Source organism: Streptomyces sp. NPDC001858, assembly GCF_053594615.1.
In genome coordinates this window covers 393,030-415,179 of record NZ_JBSFEV010000002.1, presented here as the reverse complement: position 1 = coordinate 415,179, position 22,150 = coordinate 393,030, and the positions used below count along the sequence as shown (strand labels likewise).

Below are 22,150 nucleotides of genomic sequence, written 5' to 3'. Positions count from 1 at the left end.
CGAGGACGACGCCCTCGACGCCGCCGGGCTGAACCTCAGCCGCCGCCTCGCCTCGCCGTGCATTTCCCCAACAATGCACCGGCACGCTCTACAAAAGAGTTGCGCTCACCCCAGTGGCGAGTCGATGGGAATGTGATAGGCAATCCGAGGCCCAGAACGACGATATGCGAGACGGAGGCAGCACACCTACACTCGATATCTGGGAATACTTCTGATGAAAAGAGGATCCCGTGACTCGTCGTATCAACCTCGCCGTCCTGGCCGCAAGCACCGTCACCGCCGGCGCCCTGCTCATGACCATGGCGCCCGCAGCGGAGGCCGCGACGACCACAGCGGTTGCCGGGAACTGGTCCGACCCGGGCCAGGACTTGAGATCTGAGGCGACGTGCCCGGCAGGCACGCATCTGATCGGGGGCGGATACAACTGGGGGCTCATCGTGGCGATCAGCACCCAGTGGCCGAACCCTTTGGTGCTCGCAAATGCGCCCTCGACCGAGAAGCCGAATACGTGGCTGGCCGACAGCCACGTCCCGATTCAGGCAATTGCGCTCTGCGAGAGCGATGAATGACTCGCTCTCCTCACGATTTTTTTAGAGGTGTCACGAGGCTGGTATTCCCTGGGGATCGCCGCCTTTTGACGGCGGTCAGTCCTGCGCCCCGTTTTCCTTGCGGGCGGTGAGGATCAGGGCTGCTCCGCCGATGACCACCAGGCCGATGGCCGTGCCCGCGATGAGGGGGGTCGCGCTGGTGCCGCCTGTTGCGGCGAGGTTGGTGTCGTTCGCGACGGAGGTGCCGCCCGCCGTGGCCGGGCTCGGTTCGCTGAGGGTCTGGGTGGTCAGGCCGGCGGTCTCGTCGGCCTGGGTCTGGCAGTCCAGGACGCCGGTGAAGCGGTTCTCGACGCCTTGCGGCCCGTTGATCGTGAAGTCGTAGGCCTGGTCCTCCTGCAGCGGGATCGTCACCGTCTGGGACGCGCCCGCCGGGATGGTGTGCTCGATGCCCATCAGCTCGTAGACGAAAGCCGCGTCGCCCTGGTTGGCGGCGGTGATGTCCACGCCCGTCTTCGCGCAGTTCTTCGCCGCCGACAGCGCCGGAATGGCGCCCTGCTTCGCCCAGGTAGCGCTCGCCGTCGCCGACACCGTCGACTCGCTGGAGCCGGCCAGGATCTGGGTCTGGCTGCGGCTGTCGGAGGTGAAGGCACGGCCGACGGGCACGGTGGTCGAGGCCTGGACGGTCAGCTCGGCCGAGCCGTCCGCCGCGTCGAGGGGCACGTCGAAGAACAGCTGGCTGCCGTTCGTCGCCGACGTGACCTCCTTGCCGTCCTTCCCGACGATCCGCACCCCGCTGGTGGCGGCGTCCAGCGGGGGCGTCACCGTCACGCCGCTCGCGTTGGTGTGCACCGTCACCGGGCCGAGCAGTTCGCCGGGGTGGCCGGAGACGGCGGGCGCGTCGAGGGTGAGCGAGGCCTTGGGCTCGGCCAGGACTCGGGCCGCCTTCTGAAGGTAGTCCGCCAGCCGCTCGGCCTGCGGGTCGACGGCGTCGACGGTCGCGCCGTCCGAGTAGCGCCAGATGGCGACCTGGGTGCCGGCGGCCGCGTCCTGCTCGGTGAGACCGCCGTCGATGCCCGCCTTGTCCGCGAGCGAGGCGAGGTCGTTGACCTGGGGGTACGAGTTCTGCAGGATCCAGCGGATGCGGCCCGCGTTCTGGTTGGCGCCGAGCGAGGTGCCGGTCCACGGCGTCTCGCGGTACTTGGCATCCCGCTGCGTGGGGTTGAAGAGGTCGACGCAGTAGGTCTGCAGGGTGCCGCCGCCCTCGACGGACATCTCGAACAGGCCGGCCGAGACCTCCTGGTCCCCGCCCTCGGCGTGGATCACGGCGGCGCCGAAGGTCTTGAGGCCGCCTATGGTCGCGGTGGCTCCGCCCTGACTCTGTGTCATCTCGGCGGCCGCGGCCGGGCCTGCACCCGCGAGCACGCCGAAGGCGGCGGCGACGAAGCCGGACGCCAGCGTCGCCACCGTGAGGCGGACCGCCCCCCGTCCACGCACGAACGGCGCGGAGAACGAAGAAATCACGCAATTCCCCTTCGAGCAGGACCCGTTGATGTCAGGGGTACGGTCCCACCAGCAGAATCAGAAGCCCCGTGAGCCACGTCCGGCATCCTAGAGACGCCGCGCACCACGCCTGCCGGTCATCTCATCGGATCGCCGATCCGACTCGGAATCGTTATCCCCAAGATCGTCCAGCGGCCCGGCTTATCGACAAATCCATTCCGTCGCTCGGAACGCATTCGCCGATAAGCCGCAGTTCGACCTCAGGGGTCCGGTCACGATCGTTGACACTCCGTCACTACTGCGCACCCCTGCGCACCCTCACACGCCCCTATGCGTCTCCGCGCACCCCCACCCATCAACTCAACTCACTTCACATCACCGCCACCGGCTCGCGTCGGCGCGAGGTGTCGGCCTCCGGCTGCGTGAAGCCCGTGGAATCCCTGAAGCCCGTGGAGTCCGTCGCATCCGTGGAGTCAGTCGCATCCGTGGCATCCGCGGCCGGCGTCTCCCAGTTGGGCTCGGGCTGCGTGGGCGCTCCGGCGGCCGTCGTCGGCTCGGTGCGGCCCGAGCGCCGGAAGGCGGACGTGCCCCGCGAGATGTCGTGGCCGATCGCCACCGCGTCGATGTCCGCCGACGTCCGGCTCTGCTGTCCGTCGCGCGACTCCGTGCGCACCTTCAGCCTGCCCTGGACGATCACCGGGTCGCCGACGTTCAGCGAGGCCGTCGCGTTCGTGGCCAGCTGGCGGTTGGCCCACACCGTGAAGAAGTTGGTGTGCCCGTCCGTCCAGGCGCTCTTCTCGCGGTCCCAGTAGCGCGAGGTCACCGCCAGCCGGAACCTCGCCGACCCGCCCGCCGCCAGGTCCCGATAGACGGGCTGCGTCGCCACGTTGCCCACCGCGCAGATGATCGTGTCGTTCACTTCGACCCCTCCCTCGCCGGACGGCCGCGCCGCCCGGATACGCGTACGGGCCCGTCCCGTACGGTTGCGTCCGCCTCGGCGGCCACGGCCGCCGCGTTCACCGCGTGCCGTCACCGCCCTCGCGGCGACCGCGTCCGTCACGATCGCCGCGCAGCCAGACTGCCTCCGTCGGGCCGGGCCCGCCGAGCGCTGTGGATCACCGTCCGCCTGTGGAAAACTCCACCACCCGGACGAGTGACCCACGCCCCGCTCCCGTGATCACCCACTCCCCGTGAACACCCGGTCCCACGCGGGCCTCAGCGTGCGCCCGCGCCCGCCCCCGCCCCCACGCCCACGCCCGTGACGCGCGCGTACTGCTCCCGGACCTCCCGGTACCGCAGCAGCTCCGCCGCCACGGGATCCAGGACGCGCGCCCGGCCGCAGCCGGCCGCCGCCTCCCGCAACCGCCGCTCCGCGTCCTGTCCGTACCGCCGGGCCGGTCCCCGGGCCGCCAGCCGGCAGCTCCACTCGACCAGCGGGCCGCCGATGATGCCGGCCACCATCAGCAGCACCGGAACCCCGAGGTTCGGCGCCATGACCCCGACGATCTGGCCGACCAGCCACAGCCCGCCGACGACCTGGAGGAGGGTCATGGACGCCTGCGCCAGGACGGCCGCCGGCCACCAGCCGGGCCGCGGCGGCCGCCCCGACGGCAGTCCCGCGCGCACCGCCAGCTCGTCCAGCGCCTCGGGCAGCCCCTGCGCACCCCGTACGGCCGCCTCCCGCACGGCCTGCGCCCACGGCGCGGGCAGCCCCGCCGAGGCCCGCTCGGACACCGTGCGCACCGCCTGCTCGACCCGTTGCCGTGCCGTGGCCTCCTCGTCGGCCTGGGCGCGCACGGGGAGCCGTCCGGTGGGAGGGTCGCGCCGGTCCTGGTGCCAGCGCCACAGCCGCAGCCACGGCGTCCCGCACGCGCGGCCCGCGTGGCGCAGCCAGGCGCGTTCGGCGGCCTCGCCCGCCGCGACGGCGCCCACGGCGTCCGCGAGCAGGGCGGCGAACTCGTCCCGCGCCTCCTCGCTGAGCCCGGTCCGCCGCCCGGTGGCGTAGACGGACCGCAGCCGCCACGCGGCGACGTCCACGTCGGCGGAGATGCGCCGGGCCGCGGCGCCGCGCTCCGCGACGAACTGGCCGAGCAGCTCGCGCAGTTCCCCGATGCCGTCCCCGGTGAGCGCGGACAGGGCGAGCACGGTGGCGCCCGGTTCGCCGTACTCGCCGAGGGCGACGCCGTCCTCGTCAAGTAGCCGTCGCAGGTCGTCGAGGACCAGATGGGCGGCCTCGCCGGGCAGCCGGTCGACCTGGTTGAGGACGACGAACATGACCTCCGCGTGGCCCGCCATGGGCCGCAGATAGCGCTCGTGGAGGACGGCGTCGGCGTACTTCTCCGGGTCGACGACCCAGATGACGGCGTCGACGAGCCCCAGGACGCGGTCGACCTGTTCGCGGTGCTGCACGGCCGCCGAGTCGTGGTCGGGCAGGTCGACCAGGACGAGCCCGCGCAACTGGGCTTCCGCGTCCGCGCTCTGCACCGGCCGTCTGCGCAGCCGGCCCGGGATGCCGAGCCGGTCGATGAGGCTCGACGCGCCGTCGCTCCAGTTGCACACGATGGGCGCCGAGGTGGTCGGCCGGCGTACGCCCGTCTCCGAGATGGTCACTCCGGCGAGGGCGTTGAACAGCTGCGACTTGCCGCTCCCGGTGGCGCCCGCGATGGCGACGACCGTGTGCTGCCCGGAGAGCCTGCGCCGGGCCGCCGCCTCGTCGAGGACGCGGCCGGCCTGGGCGAGCGTCCGGCTGTCGAGGCGGGTGCGGGAGAGCCCGACGAGTTCGCGCAGCGCGTCGAGGCGGGAGCGCAGGGCTCCGTCGTACGCGAGCGGGGTCGAGGGCAGGGGGGCGGCGCCACCGCCGCCGATCCGCTTCTCCAGGACGGCGGCCTGCTCGGCGGCGGAGGCCTCGCTGACGCGCCGGGCGATGAGACCGTCGTCCCAGGCTTCGGCGGGGTCCGTGCGCGGGTCCGGACGGGAGGAGGCGTCCTGGCCGGCGTCGGGTACGCGCGCGTGGTTCGCCGCGTTCGCCGGGTTCACCTGGTTCACCGGTTTCGCGGGGCTCTCCGCGACGCCGACGCCGACCTCCTCGGGACCTCTGCGGTCCTGCGCCTGATCCCCGCCTTCACCACCGTTCAACTCCGCGCCCGCGCCTTCGCCCTCCCCCGCAGTCTCATGCTCCGCGTGCTCCGCATGCTCCGCGGGATCGGTGTGGCTGGTGTGGCTGGTGTGATCCGTGTGGTCCGTGTGGTCCTGGTCAGTGACGGCGGTCACCGGTCACCTCTCCTTCTGCAGTACGGACAGCGCGGCGATGAGTTCGGCCTGGGGTTCGGGGTGGACTTCGAGTGCGTCGAGCGGGGCGAGGCGGCGCTCGCGTTCGGTGTGCATCACGCGGTCGAGATGCTCGGTGAGCAGCCGTCCGGCCCGGTCGCGCAGCCGCAGCGCGCCGTGGGCGCCGAGCCGTTCGGCGAGTCCCTCGCCCGCTGAACGCGCCCTGCGGCCGCCCAGCAGGGCCGTGGCAACGAGGGCGGCGACCGCCTCCGGATCGGGCGCGAGAGCGCGCTCCAGGCCGCGCACCTCGTCCTCGGCGTACTCCTCGAGCTCGCGCCGCCAGCGTCGTACCGCCAGGCCGATGCGGTGTTCGGCGTTCTCCTGCGAGGTGTCCCGGTCCGTCAGCGTCGGTGCGCTCGCCGCCGGTTCGCGCCGCCAGGCCTCGTCGATGCGCTCGTCGGCGGCGGTGACGGCGCACAGCAGGAGCGCGCCGAGGCTCTCCACCAGGGCGTCCAGGAGTTCGCCCGCGGTGCAGTCCAGCGGGAAGGCCCGCCAGCGTTTGAGCGCGTCGCCGGCGAGCACCGCGCCGCTCTGCAGACGCCCCCGCACGCGCGTGTGCTCGCTGTCGTACGCCCCGTCGACGGCCGAGGTGAGCCGCAGCGCGGCCGCGTACTGCGCGGCGGCGGCGCCGGCCAGTTCGGGCATCCGGGCCTTGAGCGAGGCGAGGACGCCGTGGGCCGTGCGGGCCAGGGCGTGGCGGCGGGCGCCGGGGTCCTGGGTGTGATGGACCAGCCAGGTCCGCAGCGACGCGACGGCGGTGGCCGGCAGGAGCCCGCCGCCCCAGGCGGACTCGGGCAGTTCGGGCACGGTGAAGCGCGGCACGTCGCCCAGCCCGGCCTTGGTGAGCAGGGCGCCGTACTGCCGCGACACCTCGGAGACGACCTGGTGGGGCACCCGGTCGAGGACGGTCACGAGCATGGCGTCGTACTCCTTGGCGGTGCGCAGCAGATGCCAGGGCACGGCGTCGGCGTACCGGGCGGCCGTCGTGACCATCACCCAGACGTCGGCGGCGCAGATCAGTTCCGCGGCGAGGACGCGGTTGTCGGCGACGAGGGAGTCGATGTCGGGCGCGTCGAGGAGGGCGAGGCCGGGCGGGAGGGTGTCGGCGGTCTCGATCCGCAGCACCCGTCTGGCGTCCTCGCCGGGGAGCAACAGGTCGTCCGCCGACTCCTGATGGGGCGCCCACACGCGTGTGAGGCCGGGCAGCACCCGCATGCCGCTGAACCAGTGATGGTCCTCCGGGTGGCACACGAGCACCGGAGTCCGTGTCGTGGGCCGCAACACGCCCGCTTCGCTGACCCGCCGCCCCACCAGGGAGTTGACGAGCGTCGACTTGCCGGCGCCGGTGGACCCGCCCACGACGGCCAGAAGCGGCGCTTCGGGCTGCCTGAGCCGGGGAACCAGGTAGTCGTCGAGTTGGGCGAGCAGTTCGTCGCGGTTGGCACGCGCGCGTGGAGCCCCTGCCAGGGGCAGCGGAAAGCGCGCGGCGGCGACACGGTCGCGCAGGGCGGAGAGTGCGTCGAGCAGCTGAGGCCGTACGTCCAAGGTCACCACACGCGAAGAATGCCCAATTTTAGGGGATTTATGAAGCATATAGGCATGTCTGCGCGCCGATAGGACACAAGGGACGGAAGGTGCGACTGGGACAGAGGCACAGCGCAGGCATAACGAGTGCACAACACCCGTAGCCCTGGAGGGCAAAAGCGATGCACGATTCGCACCTGCCTGCGATTATCAGGACCGCTTCACCGAACCTCCACATTGAGCCACGGAGGCGAAGCAACCAGGACAAGGAACCGGGAGCCCTATCCTTGTCCCCGGCAACGTCACGGATCAGCCCACACCCGGGCAGCACGTACGAGGCCACCACACCCGGCCCCCGTAGCTCAGTGGATAGAGCAGGCGCCTTCTAAGCGCTTGGCCGCAGGTTCGAGTCCTGCCGGGGGCGCAAGTCTCCGCCCTCCCCCCGGGAGGGCTTTTTGTTGGTCGAGGGGCTCGGCCGCGCAGGCCCTCAGCGGCCATATCCGGCCAGCAGGGCAGAGGCGTCGCGCTGCACGACCCGCAGCGGGCCCGGGCCCATTCCCGTCGCCGCGACCGCCGCCGGATGCACTCCGTCGACGGCCATGTCCGCCATGGCCAGTTCGGGCGGGGCGGCCAGTCGGTCCGGCCAGGACAGGACGGCCGGCGGCGCCTCGGGCGCCGACACCTCCAGCCCGCTCGGCGGGACGCGCAGGCCCACGCCGAGGGCCTTCAGCACGGCTTCCTTCCTGGTCCAGACGCGCAGGAAGGCAGGCTTCCGCCCGGCAGGGGGGAGGAGGTGGAGCGCGGCCAGCTCGGGGCCGGAGAGAGCCGTGCGCGCCGCGTTCCCGACGTCGACGAACCCGTCGGCGTCCTCGACGTCCAGGCCCACCTGCACGCCCTGCCCGCCCTGGACGCCGCTCCGGCACACGGCCACGCCGACGACCGCACCGCTGTGCGTGACGGAGAACTCGTACGGCTCGGGCACCGCACCACCCGGCGACTCCCGGGTGTCCAGCCGGACTTTCCCGTGCGGTCCGCCGCAGCGGGGGCACTCGCGCCGCAGCGGCACCTTCGCCGGGGGCACGTCGAGCAGTTCGCCCAGGAGCAGCCGACTCAGGGCGCAGCCGACCAGGAAGCGGGCCCGGCCGGCCGGGTCGACAGTCGCGTCATGACGGGCCCGCTCCACGGGGTCCAGCAGCTGCAGCAGGCCCTCGTGGGCATCGCCGAGGCGTGCCCACGAGACCTGCACCAGCTGTGACTGCGGGGAAAGCATGACGCCGGCCGGCGAACGGCTTCGGGAACCGCTAGTGAACCGCGCGCAGCATGCGCGTCACGTTGATCCGCGTCGGCGAAAGACCGAGCTCGACGCTCTGCATCATCCGCTCGCCGTTCAGCCGGCCGTAGGCGAGCAGATCGACGTTGGCCAGGCTGAATTCGGGCCAGGTGTGAATGCTCAGGTGTGAAGCGGAAAGCAGGAGAATCGCGGTGACGGCACCGTTCGGGAAAACGTGCGACGCCTCGCCGAGTACCGTCGCGTTTCCCTTTTCGGCGGCCGTGCGCAGCACCTGGAGGAGGCGCTCCTCGTCGGTCAGGATGCTGTGGTCGCTCACCCATACATCGACGGCATAAGAGCACAGATCGTCGACGTTTATGCCCTCGGTGGCGAGGCTGGCGGAGTTGGTCATGGGGAACCGGGGGTGACGAACCGCTGCCCCCGTCTCCTTTCACATAGGTCTGCGCTGGTCCGCGCGGCCGAAGGGGAAGGTTGCGAGGCCGGTAAACGGCCCTCGATGGTGCCCAGCGTAGCATCCGGGGCGCTCTACGGCTCGCGCGCGCACTGCGTCAAGGGGGACGGGGGGTACGCGATGGATTTGGCCGAAAACCCACCTCGGCCGTTTCGTCATTCCTTCTCGGAAGCATCGCAAAACCGTCGCGAAATCGTCTCGAAGCGTTCTCTGCGCCATCTCAAAAACATCTCAACAACGTCTCCGAAAACACCGCACAGGACGTCGCGGAAAACATCTCGCAAAACATCGCGGACTTTTCTTCTCCATATCGGCTGCGCAATCTGATTCAGCGCCGTTTTCGCGTCTGCTGCGCGGGTCCGGTCGACTGTCCGCCAGCCCGTATACTCGATAGTCCCGGAATCCACCAATCAGCTTGCCTGGAGCAGCATTGTGACGAACGCGCGTCGGCACCCTCGGAGTACCACCGCCGATTCTGTGCTCACGGAAGTCGCGGACGCCGTCCGGCTCCAGGAGGGTCCGCCCGGAGTGCGGTCCGTCCTGCGCGCCCTGCGCCGGCTGGCCCCGGCCTCCACCAAGGACCTCAGCCGCGCCACCGGCCTGCCCGTGCCGATCGTGGCGGCCCTGGGCAACGAACTGCGCCGCCGGGGACTCGTCACCAAGGAGCGTCCGTCCCGGCTGACCGAGGCCGGCACGGAACTCGTCGCCGAGCTCGGCATGGATCTCTCCCTGGACGCGACCTGCACCACGTGCGACGGGCGTGAGCTGGTCATCCCCGACGTGCTGGACGAGGCCGTGCGGCGGCTGCGCGCGCTCATGGAGTCGGGGCCCGCCGCGGACATGGCCATCGACCAGTCGCACTGCACGGCCGAGACCAAGGTGCGCCGGGTGCTCGCGCTGCTCACCGCGGGCGCGCTGCCGGGCGGCTCGCTGCTGCTGATCGGCGACGACGACCTCGTCTCCCTCACCGTCGCCGTGGTGGGCGACGTCCTCGGCGGGCCGATCGTCGAGCAGGTCACGGTCGTCGACATCTCCGCGGAGATCCTCGACTACATCCAGAAGGTGTCGGCCGGGCTCGGCACCCGCGTCGAGACCGTCCGGCACGATCTGCGCCTGCCGCTGCCCGCCGAGCTCCACGGGCAGCACGATGTGGCCATGACCGACCCGCCGTACACCCCCGAGGGCGCCCGGCTCTTCCTCTCCCGTGCCGTGGAGGGGCTGCGGCCCGGTCCCGCGCACAGCGTCTTCTTCTCCTTCGGCGGCAAGAGCCCGGACGAGATGCTGGAGGTCCAGCGGGAGATCATGGGCCTCGGCCTGGTCACCAACGGCTACATCCGCAACTTCAACGAGTACGAGGGCAGCGGCATCCTCGGCGGTGTCGGCTTCTTCCAGCACCTCCTCACCACCACCTCGACGGCCCCCTCCCACCAGGGCGAGTTCAGCGGTCCCCTCTACACGGGCGACAAGCGGACCCGGCAGCGCGAGTACACGTGCGTGGCGTGCGACGCCCGGGTCCGCGTCGGCCCCGGCGCCCGCTGGACCTCGGTCGCCGCCCTGCGCGAGGACGGCTGCCCCACCTGTGGCAAGGGCCCGTTCCGCCCGGGCCGCCTGGTCCCGGCGGAGGAACCGACGACGCCGACGCCGCCGACGCCGACCGAACAACCCCCGGCCCCCGCCCCCACCACCCCCGCACCCGCCCAGAAGGCCGAGGCCGCAACCGTGCCGCCGGCCGCCCCCCGCGCGCACGGCTGGCATCGCCCCGCCGACGCCGAGCGCGCCGCCCTCGCCGAGCGGGCCCGGCCGTACGTCACCCGGCAGGCCGACGAGCGTGATCTGCCGGCCATCGGCAGGTTCGAGGCCGAGATCGCCCGGGTCTCCTTCGGCGAGGACGCCATCGACGACCCGGAGCGCTGGGCGGCCCGCCTCGGCAGGGCGATGGAGAAGTCGAAGGAGGGCATGATCGTCGCCCACGGTCCGGGCGAGGAGCCCGTCGGCTGGTGCTGGGTGAGCATCAACCAGAACGCGATGACCGGCGACCGCTACGCCAACTTCCGCTCCCTGGCGGTGTCCCCGGTGGACAACCGCAGCGACGTCGCCGAACTCCTCCTCACCGCCGGCCTGGAGTTCTGCCTGGCGAACGGGATCACGGAGGTCGTCGGCCGGGTCCACGTCGGCAACGTCCCGATGCGCACGGTCTACCGCAAGTTCGGGTTCGATCCGACCAGCCTGTCGATGAAGCTCTTCCTGCCCGCGGAGGAGCGATGACGGCCTTCGACGCCGAGGGCGTCAAGTGCGTCGTCTGGGACCTCGACGGCACCCTGTGGGACGACGTCGCCGTGGAGACCCCCACCGACGAACTCCCCACCCCCCGCCCGGAGATGCTCGCCGCGATCGACGCGCTGGCGGCGCACGGCGTGCTCGGCAGCATCGCGAGCCGCAGCGCGCCCGCCGTCCTGGACCGGCTGGCCGCCGGCCGTCCCGACGTGCGGATGCGCTTCCTCGCGCCGCAGGTGTCGTGGCAGGACAAGAGCGAGTCGCTGCGCAGGATCGCCAAGGACCTCGGCATCTCCGTGGACGCCCTGCTCCTCGTCGACGACTCCCCGTACGAGCGCGCCGAGGTCGAGGCCCTGCTGCCGGGCGTCCGCACCCTGGACCCCGCCGACGTACCGGAACTGCTGGCCGCGTTCGAGGGCCGGGAGGTCACCCCCGAGTCCCGCGCGCGCGTGCACCGCTACCGCACCGAGGAGACCCGCCGGGCCGAGGGCGAACGCTTCCAGGGCTCGCGCGAGGAGTTCCTGCGCTGGTGCGACATGCGCCTCACCATCGGCGCGGCCACGCCCGAGGAGATCCCCCGCGCGCTGGAACTCGCCGCCCGCACCCACCGGCTGAACTCCTCCGGCCTCACCCCCGACCGGCTGCGCGAACTGGCCGCCTCGGACGGACACGAGGTGTACACCGCCCGGATGGCGGACCGGTTCGGCGCGTACGGGATCATCGGCGCCGCGCTCGTCGACCGCACCGCTCCCGCGGTCTGGTCGATCCCGCTGCTCGCCCTCTCCTGCCGGGTCGCCGGCCGGGGCGCGGCGGCGGCCTTCCTGTTCCGGCTGATGGAGCGCGCCCGGGAGGCCGGCGCGGAGGAGTTCCGGGTGACCCTGCGCCCGACCGACGCCAACCTGGAGATGCGCATCCTGCTCCGCCAGGCAGGCCTGCGCCGCACACCCGACGCCGGCGCCGACACAGCGACCGCCGCGGACTCCGCCGTCCTGGGCCGGACGCTCCACGGCGAGCTGCCCACGCCGCCCGCATGGCTGCACGTATCCGACCGAGAGGACACAGAGGCGTGACGGACACCCAGGACTCCCGAGCCCCCCAGGACCGGGTCGCGGTGGAACGGGAACTCCGTTCGATGATCGCCGAGGCCGCCCGCCTGGACGAGGCCTTCGTCGCGGGGCTCCCCGCCGACACCGACCTGTTCGGCCCGCGGATCGGCCTCACCTCGCTGGCCGGCGTGACCCTCCTGGGCGCGATCGACCAGCGCTTCGGCGTCGACGTCGCCGCGCTGGACCTGAGCCTGGACAGCCTGCAGTCGATCGAGACGCTGTCCGACTTCGTCGCGACACACCACTAGCCACCCGTCTGTATGCCCCTCCCGTTCAAAAAGGGTGATCCGTACGGACGTGCCGTGACCCGTGCGGGGCGGCGGCGTTGAACGGGGAGTGCGACGGCGCCCCCTGCCGCCGCATGAACCGAGTCACTAAGGAGAACGTGATGTCTCGCATCGCGAAGGTGGCCGCTGTTGCCCTCGGCACCAGCGCCGTGGTGGTCAGCGGAGCCGGCCTGGCCATGGCGGACGCGGGTGCGCAGGGTGCGGCCGTGGGCTCGCCGGGCGTCCTGTCGGGCAACATCATCCAGGTTCCCGTGCACGTTCCGGTGAACGTCTGCGGCAACACCATCAACGTCGTCGGCCTGCTGAACCCGGCCTTCGGCAACACCTGCGCCAACGTCAGCGACCACCACAAGGGTGGCGACCACGACAAGGGCGGCGACCACCACGACAAGGGTGGCGACAAGCACGGCGGCTACGGCGGCTGAGCCGACTCCCGCACGCACCACCAGCACGACCTGCACCACCCGTATCACCAGCACCACCAAGAGAGCCCCGGCACCTCGAGCGCCGGGGCTCTCCCGCATCCCGGACCGGGTCCCGGACCCCGGGTCAGGCGTACCGGTACGTCTCGGAGAGGTCCTCCAGCTCATCCGGGGTCACGTCCCACGGGGCCAGCTTCTCGTGCCGGGCGACGACCCTGCGGTACTGGCCGCTGCGCGGTCCCGGCGGCTCGGCGGGCAGATAGCGGTGCTCGGCGTGCCGGCTCTGCCAGCGGGTCCACAGCAGGTCGACGAAGGCGTGGTGCAGCCAGAAGACGGGGTCGTTGACGGAGGCGCCGCCGAGCATCACCCCGCCGACCCACCGGTGCACCCGGTTGTGGTTGCGCCAGGCGGCGCTGCCCGGACCGCTCCCCCACCCCTCCAGCTTGTTGCGGAAGCCCCGGGCGGACGTCGAGTCCCAGGGCTCGGTGTCGTAGACCGGGTCCTCCAGCGCCCGGTCCACGTCGCTCTTGGCGGGCAGGTCCAGAGGGGCGGCGGCGCGGCCGAGGTCGCGGGTGAGGAACTCCCCGTCGGTCACGTTCTCCGTGATGGTCCAGTCGCCGCCCGCGAAGGCGAACGGCCCGGTGGTCACCTGGCGGTCGGAGGGCCGTCCGTTGCCGCCGAGGAGGTCATTGCTCCAGGGGGCGGAGGCCGAGCTGCGGTCGCGCGTCCAGTCCCAGTACGGCAGCGTCACCGAGGAGTCGACCCGGCGCAGCGCCTCCTCCAGGTCCAGCAGGAACCTGCGGTGCCAGGGCAGGAAGGAGGGCGTCATATGGGCGGTGCGCCGGCCGCCGTCGCCGTCGGAGACGTAGTGGTCGATGTGCATCCGGACGAACTCGTCGTACTCCCCCTTCCGTTTGATCTCCAGCAGCGCGTTGACGAAGCGCCGCCGTTCGGCGGCGGTGAGCGTGCTGACGTCCTTACGGATGTAGGCCATGGTGTCCCCCCATGTGCGTGTGGTGCGTGTCGTGGTGTGCCGGAGCCGCCGCGCGCAGCCGCTCGCCCGGGCCCAGTCCGTCGACGGCGGCGCGGGCCGCCTCCAGCGGGGTGGCGTACGAGCGGTAGTGGTCGACCATGCTCAGCCAGGTGCCGTCGGCGCGCCGCATGAGATGCAGCGGACGGCCGTCGACCGTGACCGTCCACGCGGCGTCGGCCGCCGTCGCGGTGCGCCCGGTCACGGCCAGGACCCCGCTGATCTGCCGCCCCCGATAGGTCTCGTCGAAGGAGTCGAGGGAATCGGGCGAGGAGTCCGTGGGGCTCGAGGGCCAGGACGAGGCGACGACGGGGACGATCGCGAGGGCGGCGGCGCCGCCGAGCAGCCCGCGCAGCAGGTCACGCCGTCGGGTGCGGCTCGCCGGGCCGGGTCTGTCCGCGCCCGCCGACGCGGTGGTCGCGGCTGCTCCGTCGACGCTGACGACCATGGTGTTCTCCTCGTCCGATGCGATGCGGTCCGGTTGGGTTCTCCGTGGGTAACCGTCGATCGGGCCGACTGGTCACCGCCCGGTGCCGGATGCGGGCATGACGAAGGGCCCGGACGAGGTGTCCGGGCCCGTGATCGCGGCGGTTCGGCTACGACTCCCGTCCCCCTACAGCCCCTTGCCCAGTCCGAGGTCCGCGGTCGGCACCGCCTGCAGCACGGGCGTGAGCACGCCCGCCTCGGGCAGCTTCAGGTCCGGCAGCCCGAAGCGGTCGGGGTTGGGCGCGGTGAGCGGGGCGTCCACGTCCAGGCCCGGGCCGAGCGTGCGCAGGTCGGCGGCGGGGGCGTCGAGGCCGACGTGGTTGAACTCGTCCCCGAGGATCTCCGGCAGGGGCGCCCGCACGCCCAGCCCGGGCAGCCCGGCGGCGACGGGCAGCTGCGGCACGACCCGCTCCGGGATGAGACGGCCCTCGACGAAACGCGGTCCCTCGGGCGCGCCCGGCGTCGGCAGCGGGATCTCGCCGCCGATCTTGGGCAGTTCCACGTTGAGGGACTTCTCGACGCCGTCCAGCGGTACGGGGACGGGGACCGTGCCGATCGCGGCGGCGGGCGTCACCGCGGCGGCCGCGCCGGCGGCCGCCGCGACACACGTGATCACTGCGGCGAGGGTTCCTCGGGTGGTCGACTTCATCTCGGGTACGGGCCCTTTCGGAGGTGTACGGGGAGTGCGTCCGTAGCGGGTAACGAGCCGGAAATCGGCATCAGTTCACAATTCCCCCGGGTGCCGTAATAGTGCTACGAACAGTCAGCTCGTCCAGAAATCCCACCATCGGGTCAGAATCAGCATGCCGACCACTCCGATGTGCGACAGCGGCAGCACCCAGGTGAATTCGGCGAGGAAACTCCGCACTCCGGCCGGGGCCGGCAGAAAGCCGTGCCGTACGTCGTACGAGACGGCGTACCAGAACAGGAGGATCGTGGCGACCCACGCCAGACAGCACCACAGGCACAGCGCGTTGATCCGGTACAGGGACTCGAACTGCAGCCAGGACACGAACCCGACGCCGAACAGACAGCCGGCGGTGAAGGTGAGCCAGTACCAGCGGGGGAACGCGGCGCCGGCCAGCAGGCTCATGCCCACGCACACGACGATCCCGTAGGCCACCAGGCCCAGCATCGGGTTGGGGAACCCGAACGCCGAGGCCTGGTCGCTCGTCATGACGCTGCCGCACGAGACGACCGGGTTCAGACTGCACCCGGGGGTGAAGCCGGGGTCCTCCAGCAGCTTGAACTTGTCGAGGGTGATGACCCAGGCGGCCAGCAGCCCGGCCGCACCGGCGAGGACGAGCAGCAGGGCGTACGCGGGGCCGCCGCCCGCGGCCACCGGCTGCGGCCGGGGCTCGGGCCGGGGCATCAGCCGCGCAGGCGGCGGGCGGGCAGGACGATGTGCGCCGCGGCCGTCAGGGTCTCGTCGGCGCCCGCGAAGGCGGCCAGCGCCTCGGGCGTGACGGCCCGGCCGGGGGTGGCCTCCGGCCAGGCGCGGGTGGTGAAGACGAGGTAGGCGTAGCCGCGCTGCTCGACGGCCGCGAGCCACTCCGCCGGCGGCAGGCACTGGGCGTTCAGGCTCGGCATGTTCAGGACGGCCGCGCCGGACTCGACGAGCAGGGTGAACGGCAGGCTCGGCCGCTCGGTGCCGTCGACGACGTCGCCGCCGATGGACATGCCGTTGTCGGCGAGCAGTCGCCGGACGGCGGCGGCCGTCCCCTCGGGGCCGTCCTCGGTGTCGCCGAGGGAGTAGGCCAGGAGGTAGGGCATGTCGCTGCCGTCGGGGGCCTCGCCGCTCCACGGCATCACGACGAGGGTGCCCAGGTCGGTCACGCGGAAGGGGTGGGTGGTGCTTGGGGTTGAGGTCACCGCGCGACCCTATCGGCGCGGCGCAGGCCCTCCGGGCGCGTTCTCACCCGACCGGGGGACGCCGGTCCGTTGCTCCACACGAACGAGGGACGCGCCGCTCGACTCGGCTCGAACAGCGCCGAGGGCCGGTCCCGTCGGTGACGGGACCGGCCCTTCGGGGGCGCGTGGCTCAGCCCTTCAGCGGCAGTCCGCCGAGCAGCGGGTTGTGGCTGTTGAGGGCGCCCGTCGCGCCCTTGACGGTGCTGAGCACGGAGTCCTTGTTCTCGGTGTCGAGCGCGTCCGACTGGTGCTGCAGCGGCATCGCGTCCTCCAGGTTGATGGGCCCCCTGGCGAGGGTGTCCACGGCGCCGTTGAGGCTGGTGGGCGTGAGGTCGGCGGGGGTGGCGAACGCGGGCGCGGCGGCGCCGGCGAGGGCCAGGGATCCGGCAACGACAGCGGCAGCCTTCAGGGACTTCATCGGATTCCTTTCCGGGGAAATTCTGACGCCGTGCATAACGATCCCCGTCGGATGCGGAAACCCCGTACGCAGAAAATTCCCGCACCCCGGGGGAACTCCGGGGTGCGGGAATCGGGTTGCCGGAACCGGTGGGCAGCCGTCAGGCGGCGGGCAGCTCCGGGGCCTCCACCGGCAGGCTCGGCACACTCGGCAGGGTCAGGCCGAGCCCGGCGATCGTCGAAGAGATCAGGTCGAGCAGGCCGCCCACCACGCCGGTGACCGCCCCGACGACCTCACCGACGTCCAGGGAGGTCGCGGCGGCGAGCAGCGCGTCGACGGCGCTCTGCAGCGCGGCGACGGCATCGGCCACGGGATCGGCGGCCCGCGCCTTCCCGACGTCACCGGTCTTGCTCAGCGCGGGCGAAGCGGGCTCCGCCGGAAGCGCCGGCTTGGCCGGGAGCGTGGTGACCGGTTCGGCGGGCAGCTTGGCCGGGAGCGTCGTGACCGGGGCCGCCGGGACCGTCGTCGCCGGGTCCTCGGGCAGCGCGGGCTTGACCGGAAGCTCCGCCGCCGGATCCTCGGGCAGCTTGGCCGGAAGCTCCGCCGCCGGATCCGCGGGCAGCTTGGCCGGGAGCGTCGTGACCGGGGCCGCCGGGACCGTCGTCGCCGGGTCCTCGGGCAGCGCGGGCTTGGCCGGAAGCTCCGCCGCCGGATCCGCGGGCAGCTTGGCCGGGAGGGTGGTGACCGGGGCGGCCGGGACCGTCGGCACTGGGGTGGTTCCCGTGAGTTGGGCGACGGCCGTCTTGATGGCGTCGCCGAGCTCGGTCGCCTGGGCGGCGGTGAGTTGACCGTCGTCGAGCGTGAGGACCGTGTCGACGAGGTCCGCGACCGGGGTGAAGACGGTGCCCTCGGCCTGGGCGAGCAGCGCGACCACGCCGGGGGCGGGCGCATCGGAGGCCGCGGCGATGCGCTCACGGGCCGCGGCTCCGTCGGCCGCCATGGCGGCGGGGGTCGTGATGCCGAGGACGACGGTGGCGCAGAGTGCGGTGGAAGCGATACGCCGTACGGGCAGACCACGCATGGGAATTCCTCTCGATTGCGTCGGGTCTCGAGCCCACGGTGCGAACCGCCGTCGCGCTCCGCAACAGATCGAACGCACCACGTGACGGACAGGTGTTCGCCTTGCGTGCATCCGTGCTGGTGGGGTGGCCTGTCAAGGCCCGTCGAGCGTGTCGCGCCCCGATCCCCCGTTCGGGGGAGCGCCCCGAACAGCGCGAACGGCCGCCCTCCTGGCGGGAGGGCGGCCGTTCGGCGAATGACGTGTCGTGACCTCTGGGGGAGGCGACGTCAGTCGTTGATGCAGGTGTTGCCGAAGGACGGGTTCAGCAGGCCGATCACGTTGATCGTGTTGCCGCAGAGGTTGATCGGGATGTGAACCGGAACCTGGATGGCGTTGCCGGACAGCACGCCCGGGGAGTGCGCGGCGACGCCGTTCGCGTCACTGTCGGCGGCGGCGATGCCGGAGGCGCCGGCGACGGCCGCGGCGGCAACGGAGGTCAGGACCAGGCCCTTCGCGATACGCGACATGGAGAGGTGCTCCTTGGGGTTTTGACACAAACACCCGGGCGGGGATGCCCGGCGCTGAAGTCAACGCGCGGGACTCACCGGGGTTGTGCCGCCAAATGAGTGATGTCACCGAAGGTGCGGCTTCACCATTCCGACACACTTGTCCGGTTTCTCCGGATTAATCCTGATACCGGCTAGAGTTGCGCCCCGTCCGACCCACGCTTATAGCCAGCAAATCGCACGAAAGGGCACCGCCGCTCATGCGTAATTCCCTGGGTCCGTCGCTGCGCCGCGCGACGATCGGTGTCCTCGCGCTCGCCTCGCTCGGGGCGCCGGCCGGCGCCCGTGCGGCCGGCGACCGGAGCGTCGCGCCGCCCGCCGCCGAGGCCCAGCGCCTCGCCTTCGCGCAGCGCTACCACGCGACACAGCACGGCGGGATCGTCCGCGCGGCCAACGCGGCCATCAGCTGCCGGGCCGCCCCGGCGGCCGGCGCGGCGCCCGCCTGCCCCTCCGTGCGCCAGGGCAAGGCAGCCGCCAACAGCGACTTCGACATGTTCTACGTCGACGTCGACAGCGACCCGAACACCTACAACTCCTCCCGCGCCGAGGTCCGTCTGCCGCAGGACGCGCGGGTGTCGTACGCGCGCCTGTACTGGGGCGGCAACCTGCGCGTCGGCGAGCAGAAGCCGCCGAAGGACAACGGGCGGGTGCTGATCGCCGAGCCGGGCGGGGAGTACAAGGAGGTGCTCGCGGACACGGTCGTCGGCCACCGCGTGGCCCAGGGCGCCGACGCCTTCCAGGCCTCCGCGGACGTCACGAAGCTGGTGCGCGAGAGCGGCCGGGGGCTGTACACGGTCGCGCAGATCAACGTCGCCATGGGCAGGTCGGCGGCCGGGGCCTGGGGCGGCTGGACGCTGGTCGTGGCGTACGAGAACGCGGCGGAGCCGCTGCGGGACCTGTCGGTCTGGGACGGCTTCGACACCCTCGCGGCCGCCGCCGGGAAGGAACTGCGGCTGCGCGGCCTCGACATCCCCAAAAACGCGAGCGGCCGGGCCGGGCTCGTCGCCTACGACGGCGACCGCGGCGACCGCGGCCGTTCGGGTGATTCGTTCACCCTCTCGACCGGCGCCGGGGCCGCCGTCGCGCTCAAAGACCCGGTCAATCCATCTGACGATGTGTTGAACTCCACGATCAGCGAGCCGGGGGAGGCTCCGGCGGCGCGTGTACCGGCGTACGTCAACACCCTCGGCTACGACTCCGACGTGTTCGATCTCGGCGGGGGTTTGCGCCGCGGCGGTGACCAGCTGACCGTTCGGCTCGTTTCCCACCGGGACGCGGCGTGGGCCGGGGCGCTCTTCGTCGCCGTCGACGCACGAAAGAAGTAGTCAGGCGCGTTCCCGCACGTCCCGAGCGCCACCGTGAGCGAGGAAACCGCGCAATGCACCAGCCAGAACCCGACGACAGACCCCGGGTCCTGCACCTCACCCAGCCCGTGGACGGCGGGGTCCCCCGGATCGTGACGGACCTCGCGCGGGCCCAGCTCGCGGCCGGCCTGCACGTCACCGTCGCCTGCCCGGCCGGCCGGCTCGCCGGGGACCTGCGGTCCCTGGGAGCGGACGTACGGCACTGGGCGGCGACCCGGTCGCCGGGACCCTCGGTCCCCGGCGAGGTACGACGGCTCGTACGCGTGCTCGACGAGGTACGCCCCGACCTGGTGCACGCGCACAGCGCGAAGGCCGGTCTCGCCGGGCGGCTCGCGGTGCGCGGACGGATCCCGACCGTGTTCCAGCCGCACGCCTGGTCCTTCGAGGCCGTCGGCGGCACGACCGCCGCCCTGGCCCTCAAGTGGGAGCGGTTCGGGGCGCGTTGGGCGCACCGGGTGGTGTGTGTCAGCGAGGCGGAGCGGGACACCGGGCTGCGGGCCGGGATCGCCGGGCGGTGGAGCGTCATCCCCAACGGCATCGATCCCGAGCGCTTCCACCCGGCTCCCGTCGACACCGTGCGGGCCGCCCTGCTCCCCGGGCTCGACCCGGCCGTCCCGCTGGTGGTGTGCGTGGGGCGGCTGTGCCGGCAGAAGGGGCAGGACGTGCTGCTGCGCGCGTGGGACGCCGTCACCGCGAAGGCGCCCCGCGCCCGGCTGGTGCTGGTCGGCGACGGGCCGGACGGCGAGCGGCTGCGCGCCCGCGCACCGGAGTCGGTGCTGTTCGCCGGGGCCGTCGCCGATGCCGCGCCCTGGTACCAGGCCGCCGATCTGGTGGTGCTCCCCTCCCGCTGGGAGGGCATGGCACTGACCCCGCTGGAGGCGCTGGCCTGCGGGCGGCCCGTGGTGGTCACCGATGTGAACGGCGCCCGGGAGAGCCTCCCGGGCGCGCTCGCGGCCCGCTGTCTGGTGCCCGCCGAGAACCCGGCGGCGCTGGCCGACGCCGTCGCCGCACTGCTGCTCGACCCGCTGCTGCGCGAGTCGCTCGGCCACCAGGGACGCCGTCATGTCCTGGCCACGCACGATGTGCGGCGCGCGGCCGAGGCGGTCGCGGGCGTGTACCGCGAACTGCTCACGACCACGGAAGGGGCGCGCGTCGCGCCCACCGAGTGCAGGGAGTCCATCCACTCGTGACTGCGGAAAGCACCGTGCCCGCTCCGGGCGCGCAGCCCGGATACTCGCCCGTGTCGGTCATTCCGCGGCGGGAGAGCGCAGCGGGATTCCGGTTCCCCACCCGGCGGCCCGTGGCGCGGCCCGCGTCGCCGGTGCCGCTGCTGCTCGCCGACGGCCTCGCCGCCTTCGTCGGCGCGCTGGCCCTGACCGGGGCGCAGCGCCGCCCGCTGCTGGTGGCCCTGCTGGTGGCGGCGACGATACTGCTGCGCCCCCAGCGCCCGCGCCCGGTGGCGGGGGTGCTGGACGAACTGCCCCTCGTGTGCGGCCGGATCGCGGTGGCCTGGCTGGCGCTCGGGGCGCTCGTGGCGGCGTGGAGCCCGGCGCACGCGCTGTCGCCCCGCACCCTGCTCCTCGGGTGCGCGGCGCAGGCCGCGGCCGGCTGCGCCGCTCGCGCGCTCGTCCATCTGCGGCGGCACCGGGCGCTGTTGCGCCGGCCGCGCGCCGCGCTCGTCATCGGCCCCGCGGCAACCGCCCAGCGGGTGGCCGCCGCCGTGCTGCGCCACCCGCGGTGCGGGGTCCGGCCGGTGGGCATCGTGGCCGAACAGCCCGACGGCGCCGACGGACTGCCGGTGCTGACCACGGGTGAGGAGGTGCAGCGGGCTCTCATCCAGAACGGCGTCCGGGACGTGCTGTGCGTCCATCCCGCCGTGCGCACCGGGCAGGGCCCGCTGCTGCGGGCGCTCGCCGAGTCGGGCTGCACGGTGTGGGAGATCGACGCCGACACCCCCTCGTACACGAGCCGCGAGCAGCTCGCCGGGTTCTCCTGCCGACGCCTCGACCTGGGCGCCCGGCGCCGGGGCAGCCTGGGCAAGCGGCTGCTGGACATCGCCGTCTCCGGGACGCTGCTGCTGCTGGTCAGCCCGCTGCTGCTGGTGTGCGCGGTGGCGCTGCGGCTGTCCGACGGGCCGGGGGTGGTGTTCCGCCAGGAGCGCATCGGCAAGGACGGCAGGCCCTTCACGCTGCTGAAGTTCCGTACCCACCGCCCGGTCGACGAGCACGAGGCGGCGACCCGCTGGAGCGTGGCCGGCGAGCGGGAGATGAGCCCCTTCTGCCGCTTCCTGCGCCGGTTCTCGCTGGACGAGCTGCTCCAGCTGTGGAACGTGCTGTGCGGCGACATGAGCCTGGTCGGGCCGCGGCCCGAACGCCCCTTCTTCGTCGGCCAGTTCAGCCAGACCTACCCCGGATACGCGGCCCGGCACCGGATGCGGACCGGTATCACCGGCCTCGCCCAGGTGCACGGGCTGCGCGGCGACACCTCGATCGAGGACCGGGCCCGTTTCGACAACGCCTACATCGACAACTGGTCGCTGTGGCAGGACGTGTGCCTGCTGCTGCGCACCGCGGCCGCCCTCGTGCGACCGACCGGGAGCTGAACCG

22 protein-coding genes and 1 tRNA gene are annotated in these 22,150 nt (G+C 72.6%); 9 read left to right on the top strand and 14 right to left on the bottom strand.

The features are described 5' to 3' along the window. Positions 1-230: 230 nt before the first annotated feature. Positions 231-569: a hypothetical protein gene (locus ACWCPF_RS04420; protein ID WP_451043424.1), complete on the top strand. Its 339-nt coding sequence runs from the start codon at positions 231-233 to the stop codon at positions 567-569. Between the two features lie 75 nt (positions 570-644). Here ACWCPF_RS04420 and ACWCPF_RS04415 read toward each other — a convergent pair whose 3' ends face one another. The 4 genes from ACWCPF_RS04415 to ACWCPF_RS04400 all read right to left on the bottom strand — a co-directional run bounded on the left by ACWCPF_RS04415 (position 645) and on the right by ACWCPF_RS04400 (position 6,929). Beyond that, complete coding sequence (locus ACWCPF_RS04415) at positions 645-2,069, bottom strand: TQXA domain-containing protein (RefSeq protein ID WP_451043423.1); 1,425 nt, start codon at positions 2,067-2,069, stop codon at positions 645-647. A gap of 349 nt (positions 2,070-2,418) precedes the next feature. Beyond that, on the bottom strand, positions 2,419-2,967 hold the full coding sequence (locus ACWCPF_RS04410; RefSeq protein WP_451043422.1) for a single-stranded DNA-binding protein: 549 nt from the start codon (positions 2,965-2,967) through the stop codon (positions 2,419-2,421). A 296-nt stretch (positions 2,968-3,263) separates the two neighbouring features. Beyond that, positions 3,264-5,318 (bottom strand): GTPase, encoded by a 2,055-nt coding sequence (locus tag ACWCPF_RS04405; RefSeq protein WP_451043421.1) that lies wholly within the window; start codon positions 5,316-5,318, stop codon positions 3,264-3,266. A 3-nt stretch (positions 5,319-5,321) separates the two neighbouring features. Continuing rightward, positions 5,322-6,929: a dynamin family protein gene (locus ACWCPF_RS04400; protein ID WP_451043420.1), complete on the bottom strand. Its 1,608-nt coding sequence runs from the start codon at positions 6,927-6,929 to the stop codon at positions 5,322-5,324. A gap of 321 nt (positions 6,930-7,250) precedes the next feature. Here ACWCPF_RS04400 and ACWCPF_RS04395 point away from each other — a divergent pair. Then, a tRNA-Arg gene (locus tag ACWCPF_RS04395) sits at positions 7,251-7,323 on the top strand. Between the two features lie 63 nt (positions 7,324-7,386). On the opposite strand, the gene ACWCPF_RS04390 is transcribed toward ACWCPF_RS04395, so the two are convergent. Together ACWCPF_RS04390 and ACWCPF_RS04385 are read right to left on the bottom strand one after the other, a co-directional pair. Then, complete coding sequence (locus ACWCPF_RS04390) at positions 7,387-8,169, bottom strand: 4'-phosphopantetheinyl transferase family protein (RefSeq protein WP_451043419.1); 783 nt, start codon at positions 8,167-8,169, stop codon at positions 7,387-7,389. Positions 8,170-8,200: 31 nt separating this feature from the next. Next, complete coding sequence (locus tag ACWCPF_RS04385; protein ID WP_069773010.1) at positions 8,201-8,581, bottom strand: S-adenosylmethionine decarboxylase family protein; 381 nt, start codon at positions 8,579-8,581, stop codon at positions 8,201-8,203. 537 nt (positions 8,582-9,118) lie between these two features. On the opposite strand from ACWCPF_RS04385, the gene ACWCPF_RS04380 reads away from it, so the two are divergent. The 4 genes from ACWCPF_RS04380 to ACWCPF_RS04365 all read left to right on the top strand — a co-directional run bounded on the left by ACWCPF_RS04380 (position 9,119) and on the right by ACWCPF_RS04365 (position 12,733). Beyond that, the gene (locus ACWCPF_RS04380; RefSeq protein WP_451043418.1) at positions 9,119-10,906 is read left to right on the top strand and encodes a GNAT family N-acetyltransferase; all 1,788 of its coding nucleotides are present in this window, start codon (positions 9,119-9,121) and stop codon (positions 10,904-10,906) included. Then, positions 10,903-11,985: an HAD-IIIC family phosphatase gene (locus ACWCPF_RS04375; protein WP_451043417.1), complete on the top strand. Its 1,083-nt coding sequence runs from the start codon at positions 10,903-10,905 to the stop codon at positions 11,983-11,985. The genes ACWCPF_RS04380 and ACWCPF_RS04375 overlap by 4 nt, the downstream gene beginning before the upstream one ends. Beyond that, entirely contained in the window at positions 11,982-12,269 is a 288-nt protein-coding gene (locus tag ACWCPF_RS04370) for an acyl carrier protein (RefSeq protein WP_451043416.1), read from the top strand. The genes ACWCPF_RS04375 and ACWCPF_RS04370 overlap by 4 nt, the downstream gene beginning before the upstream one ends. A gap of 140 nt (positions 12,270-12,409) precedes the next feature. Continuing rightward, positions 12,410-12,733, top strand: coding sequence for a chaplin (locus ACWCPF_RS04365; protein WP_451043415.1), 324 nt, complete (start codon positions 12,410-12,412; stop codon positions 12,731-12,733). A gap of 124 nt (positions 12,734-12,857) precedes the next feature. On the opposite strand, the gene ACWCPF_RS04360 is transcribed toward ACWCPF_RS04365, so the two are convergent. The 8 genes from ACWCPF_RS04360 to ACWCPF_RS04325 all read right to left on the bottom strand — a co-directional run bounded on the left by ACWCPF_RS04360 (position 12,858) and on the right by ACWCPF_RS04325 (position 18,141). Further along, positions 12,858-13,724, bottom strand: a complete 867-nt coding sequence (locus tag ACWCPF_RS04360) for a tyrosinase family protein (protein WP_451043414.1) — start codon at positions 13,722-13,724, stop codon at positions 12,858-12,860. Next, the gene (locus ACWCPF_RS04355; protein WP_451043413.1) at positions 13,708-14,208 is read right to left on the bottom strand and encodes a tyrosinase family oxidase copper chaperone; all 501 of its coding nucleotides are present in this window, start codon (positions 14,206-14,208) and stop codon (positions 13,708-13,710) included. Before ACWCPF_RS04355 ends, ACWCPF_RS04360 begins: the two co-directional genes overlap by 17 nt. Before the next feature lie 165 nt (positions 14,209-14,373). Further along, positions 14,374-14,895 carry a hypothetical protein gene (locus ACWCPF_RS04350; protein ID WP_451043412.1) on the bottom strand — a complete coding sequence of 174 codons (522 nt, stop codon included), beginning with the start codon at positions 14,893-14,895 and terminating at the stop codon, positions 14,374-14,376. A gap of 114 nt (positions 14,896-15,009) precedes the next feature. Further along, positions 15,010-15,618 carry a vitamin K epoxide reductase family protein gene (locus tag ACWCPF_RS04345; protein WP_451043411.1) on the bottom strand — a complete coding sequence of 203 codons (609 nt, stop codon included), beginning with the start codon at positions 15,616-15,618 and terminating at the stop codon, positions 15,010-15,012. Beyond that, positions 15,618-16,118, bottom strand: coding sequence for a DUF5949 family protein (locus ACWCPF_RS04340; RefSeq protein WP_451043410.1), 501 nt, complete (start codon positions 16,116-16,118; stop codon positions 15,618-15,620). The genes ACWCPF_RS04345 and ACWCPF_RS04340 overlap by 1 nt, the downstream gene beginning before the upstream one ends. A gap of 169 nt (positions 16,119-16,287) precedes the next feature. Beyond that, positions 16,288-16,575: a hypothetical protein gene (locus tag ACWCPF_RS04335; protein WP_451043409.1), complete on the bottom strand. Its 288-nt coding sequence runs from the start codon at positions 16,573-16,575 to the stop codon at positions 16,288-16,290. A 139-nt stretch (positions 16,576-16,714) separates the two neighbouring features. After that, complete coding sequence (locus ACWCPF_RS04330; protein ID WP_451043408.1) at positions 16,715-17,635, bottom strand: hypothetical protein; 921 nt, start codon at positions 17,633-17,635, stop codon at positions 16,715-16,717. Between the two features lie 266 nt (positions 17,636-17,901). After that, entirely contained in the window at positions 17,902-18,141 is a 240-nt protein-coding gene (locus tag ACWCPF_RS04325; RefSeq protein WP_451043407.1) for a chaplin, read from the bottom strand. A gap of 239 nt (positions 18,142-18,380) precedes the next feature. Between ACWCPF_RS04325 and ACWCPF_RS04320 the strand changes: the two genes are divergently transcribed. Genes ACWCPF_RS04320 through ACWCPF_RS04310 form a run of 3 tightly spaced genes read left to right on the top strand, consistent with a single transcriptional unit; the run spans position 18,381 to position 22,146 of the window. Continuing rightward, positions 18,381-19,505: a DUF3344 domain-containing protein gene (locus ACWCPF_RS04320; RefSeq protein WP_451043406.1), complete on the top strand. Its 1,125-nt coding sequence runs from the start codon at positions 18,381-18,383 to the stop codon at positions 19,503-19,505. A gap of 53 nt (positions 19,506-19,558) precedes the next feature. Beyond that, positions 19,559-20,734, top strand: coding sequence for a glycosyltransferase (locus ACWCPF_RS04315; protein WP_451043405.1), 1,176 nt, complete (start codon positions 19,559-19,561; stop codon positions 20,732-20,734). Further along, positions 20,731-22,146 carry an exopolysaccharide biosynthesis polyprenyl glycosylphosphotransferase gene (locus ACWCPF_RS04310; protein ID WP_451043404.1) on the top strand — a complete coding sequence of 472 codons (1,416 nt, stop codon included), beginning with the start codon at positions 20,731-20,733 and terminating at the stop codon, positions 22,144-22,146. The genes ACWCPF_RS04315 and ACWCPF_RS04310 overlap by 4 nt, the downstream gene beginning before the upstream one ends. The last annotated feature ends 4 nt before the right edge of the window (positions 22,147-22,150 follow it).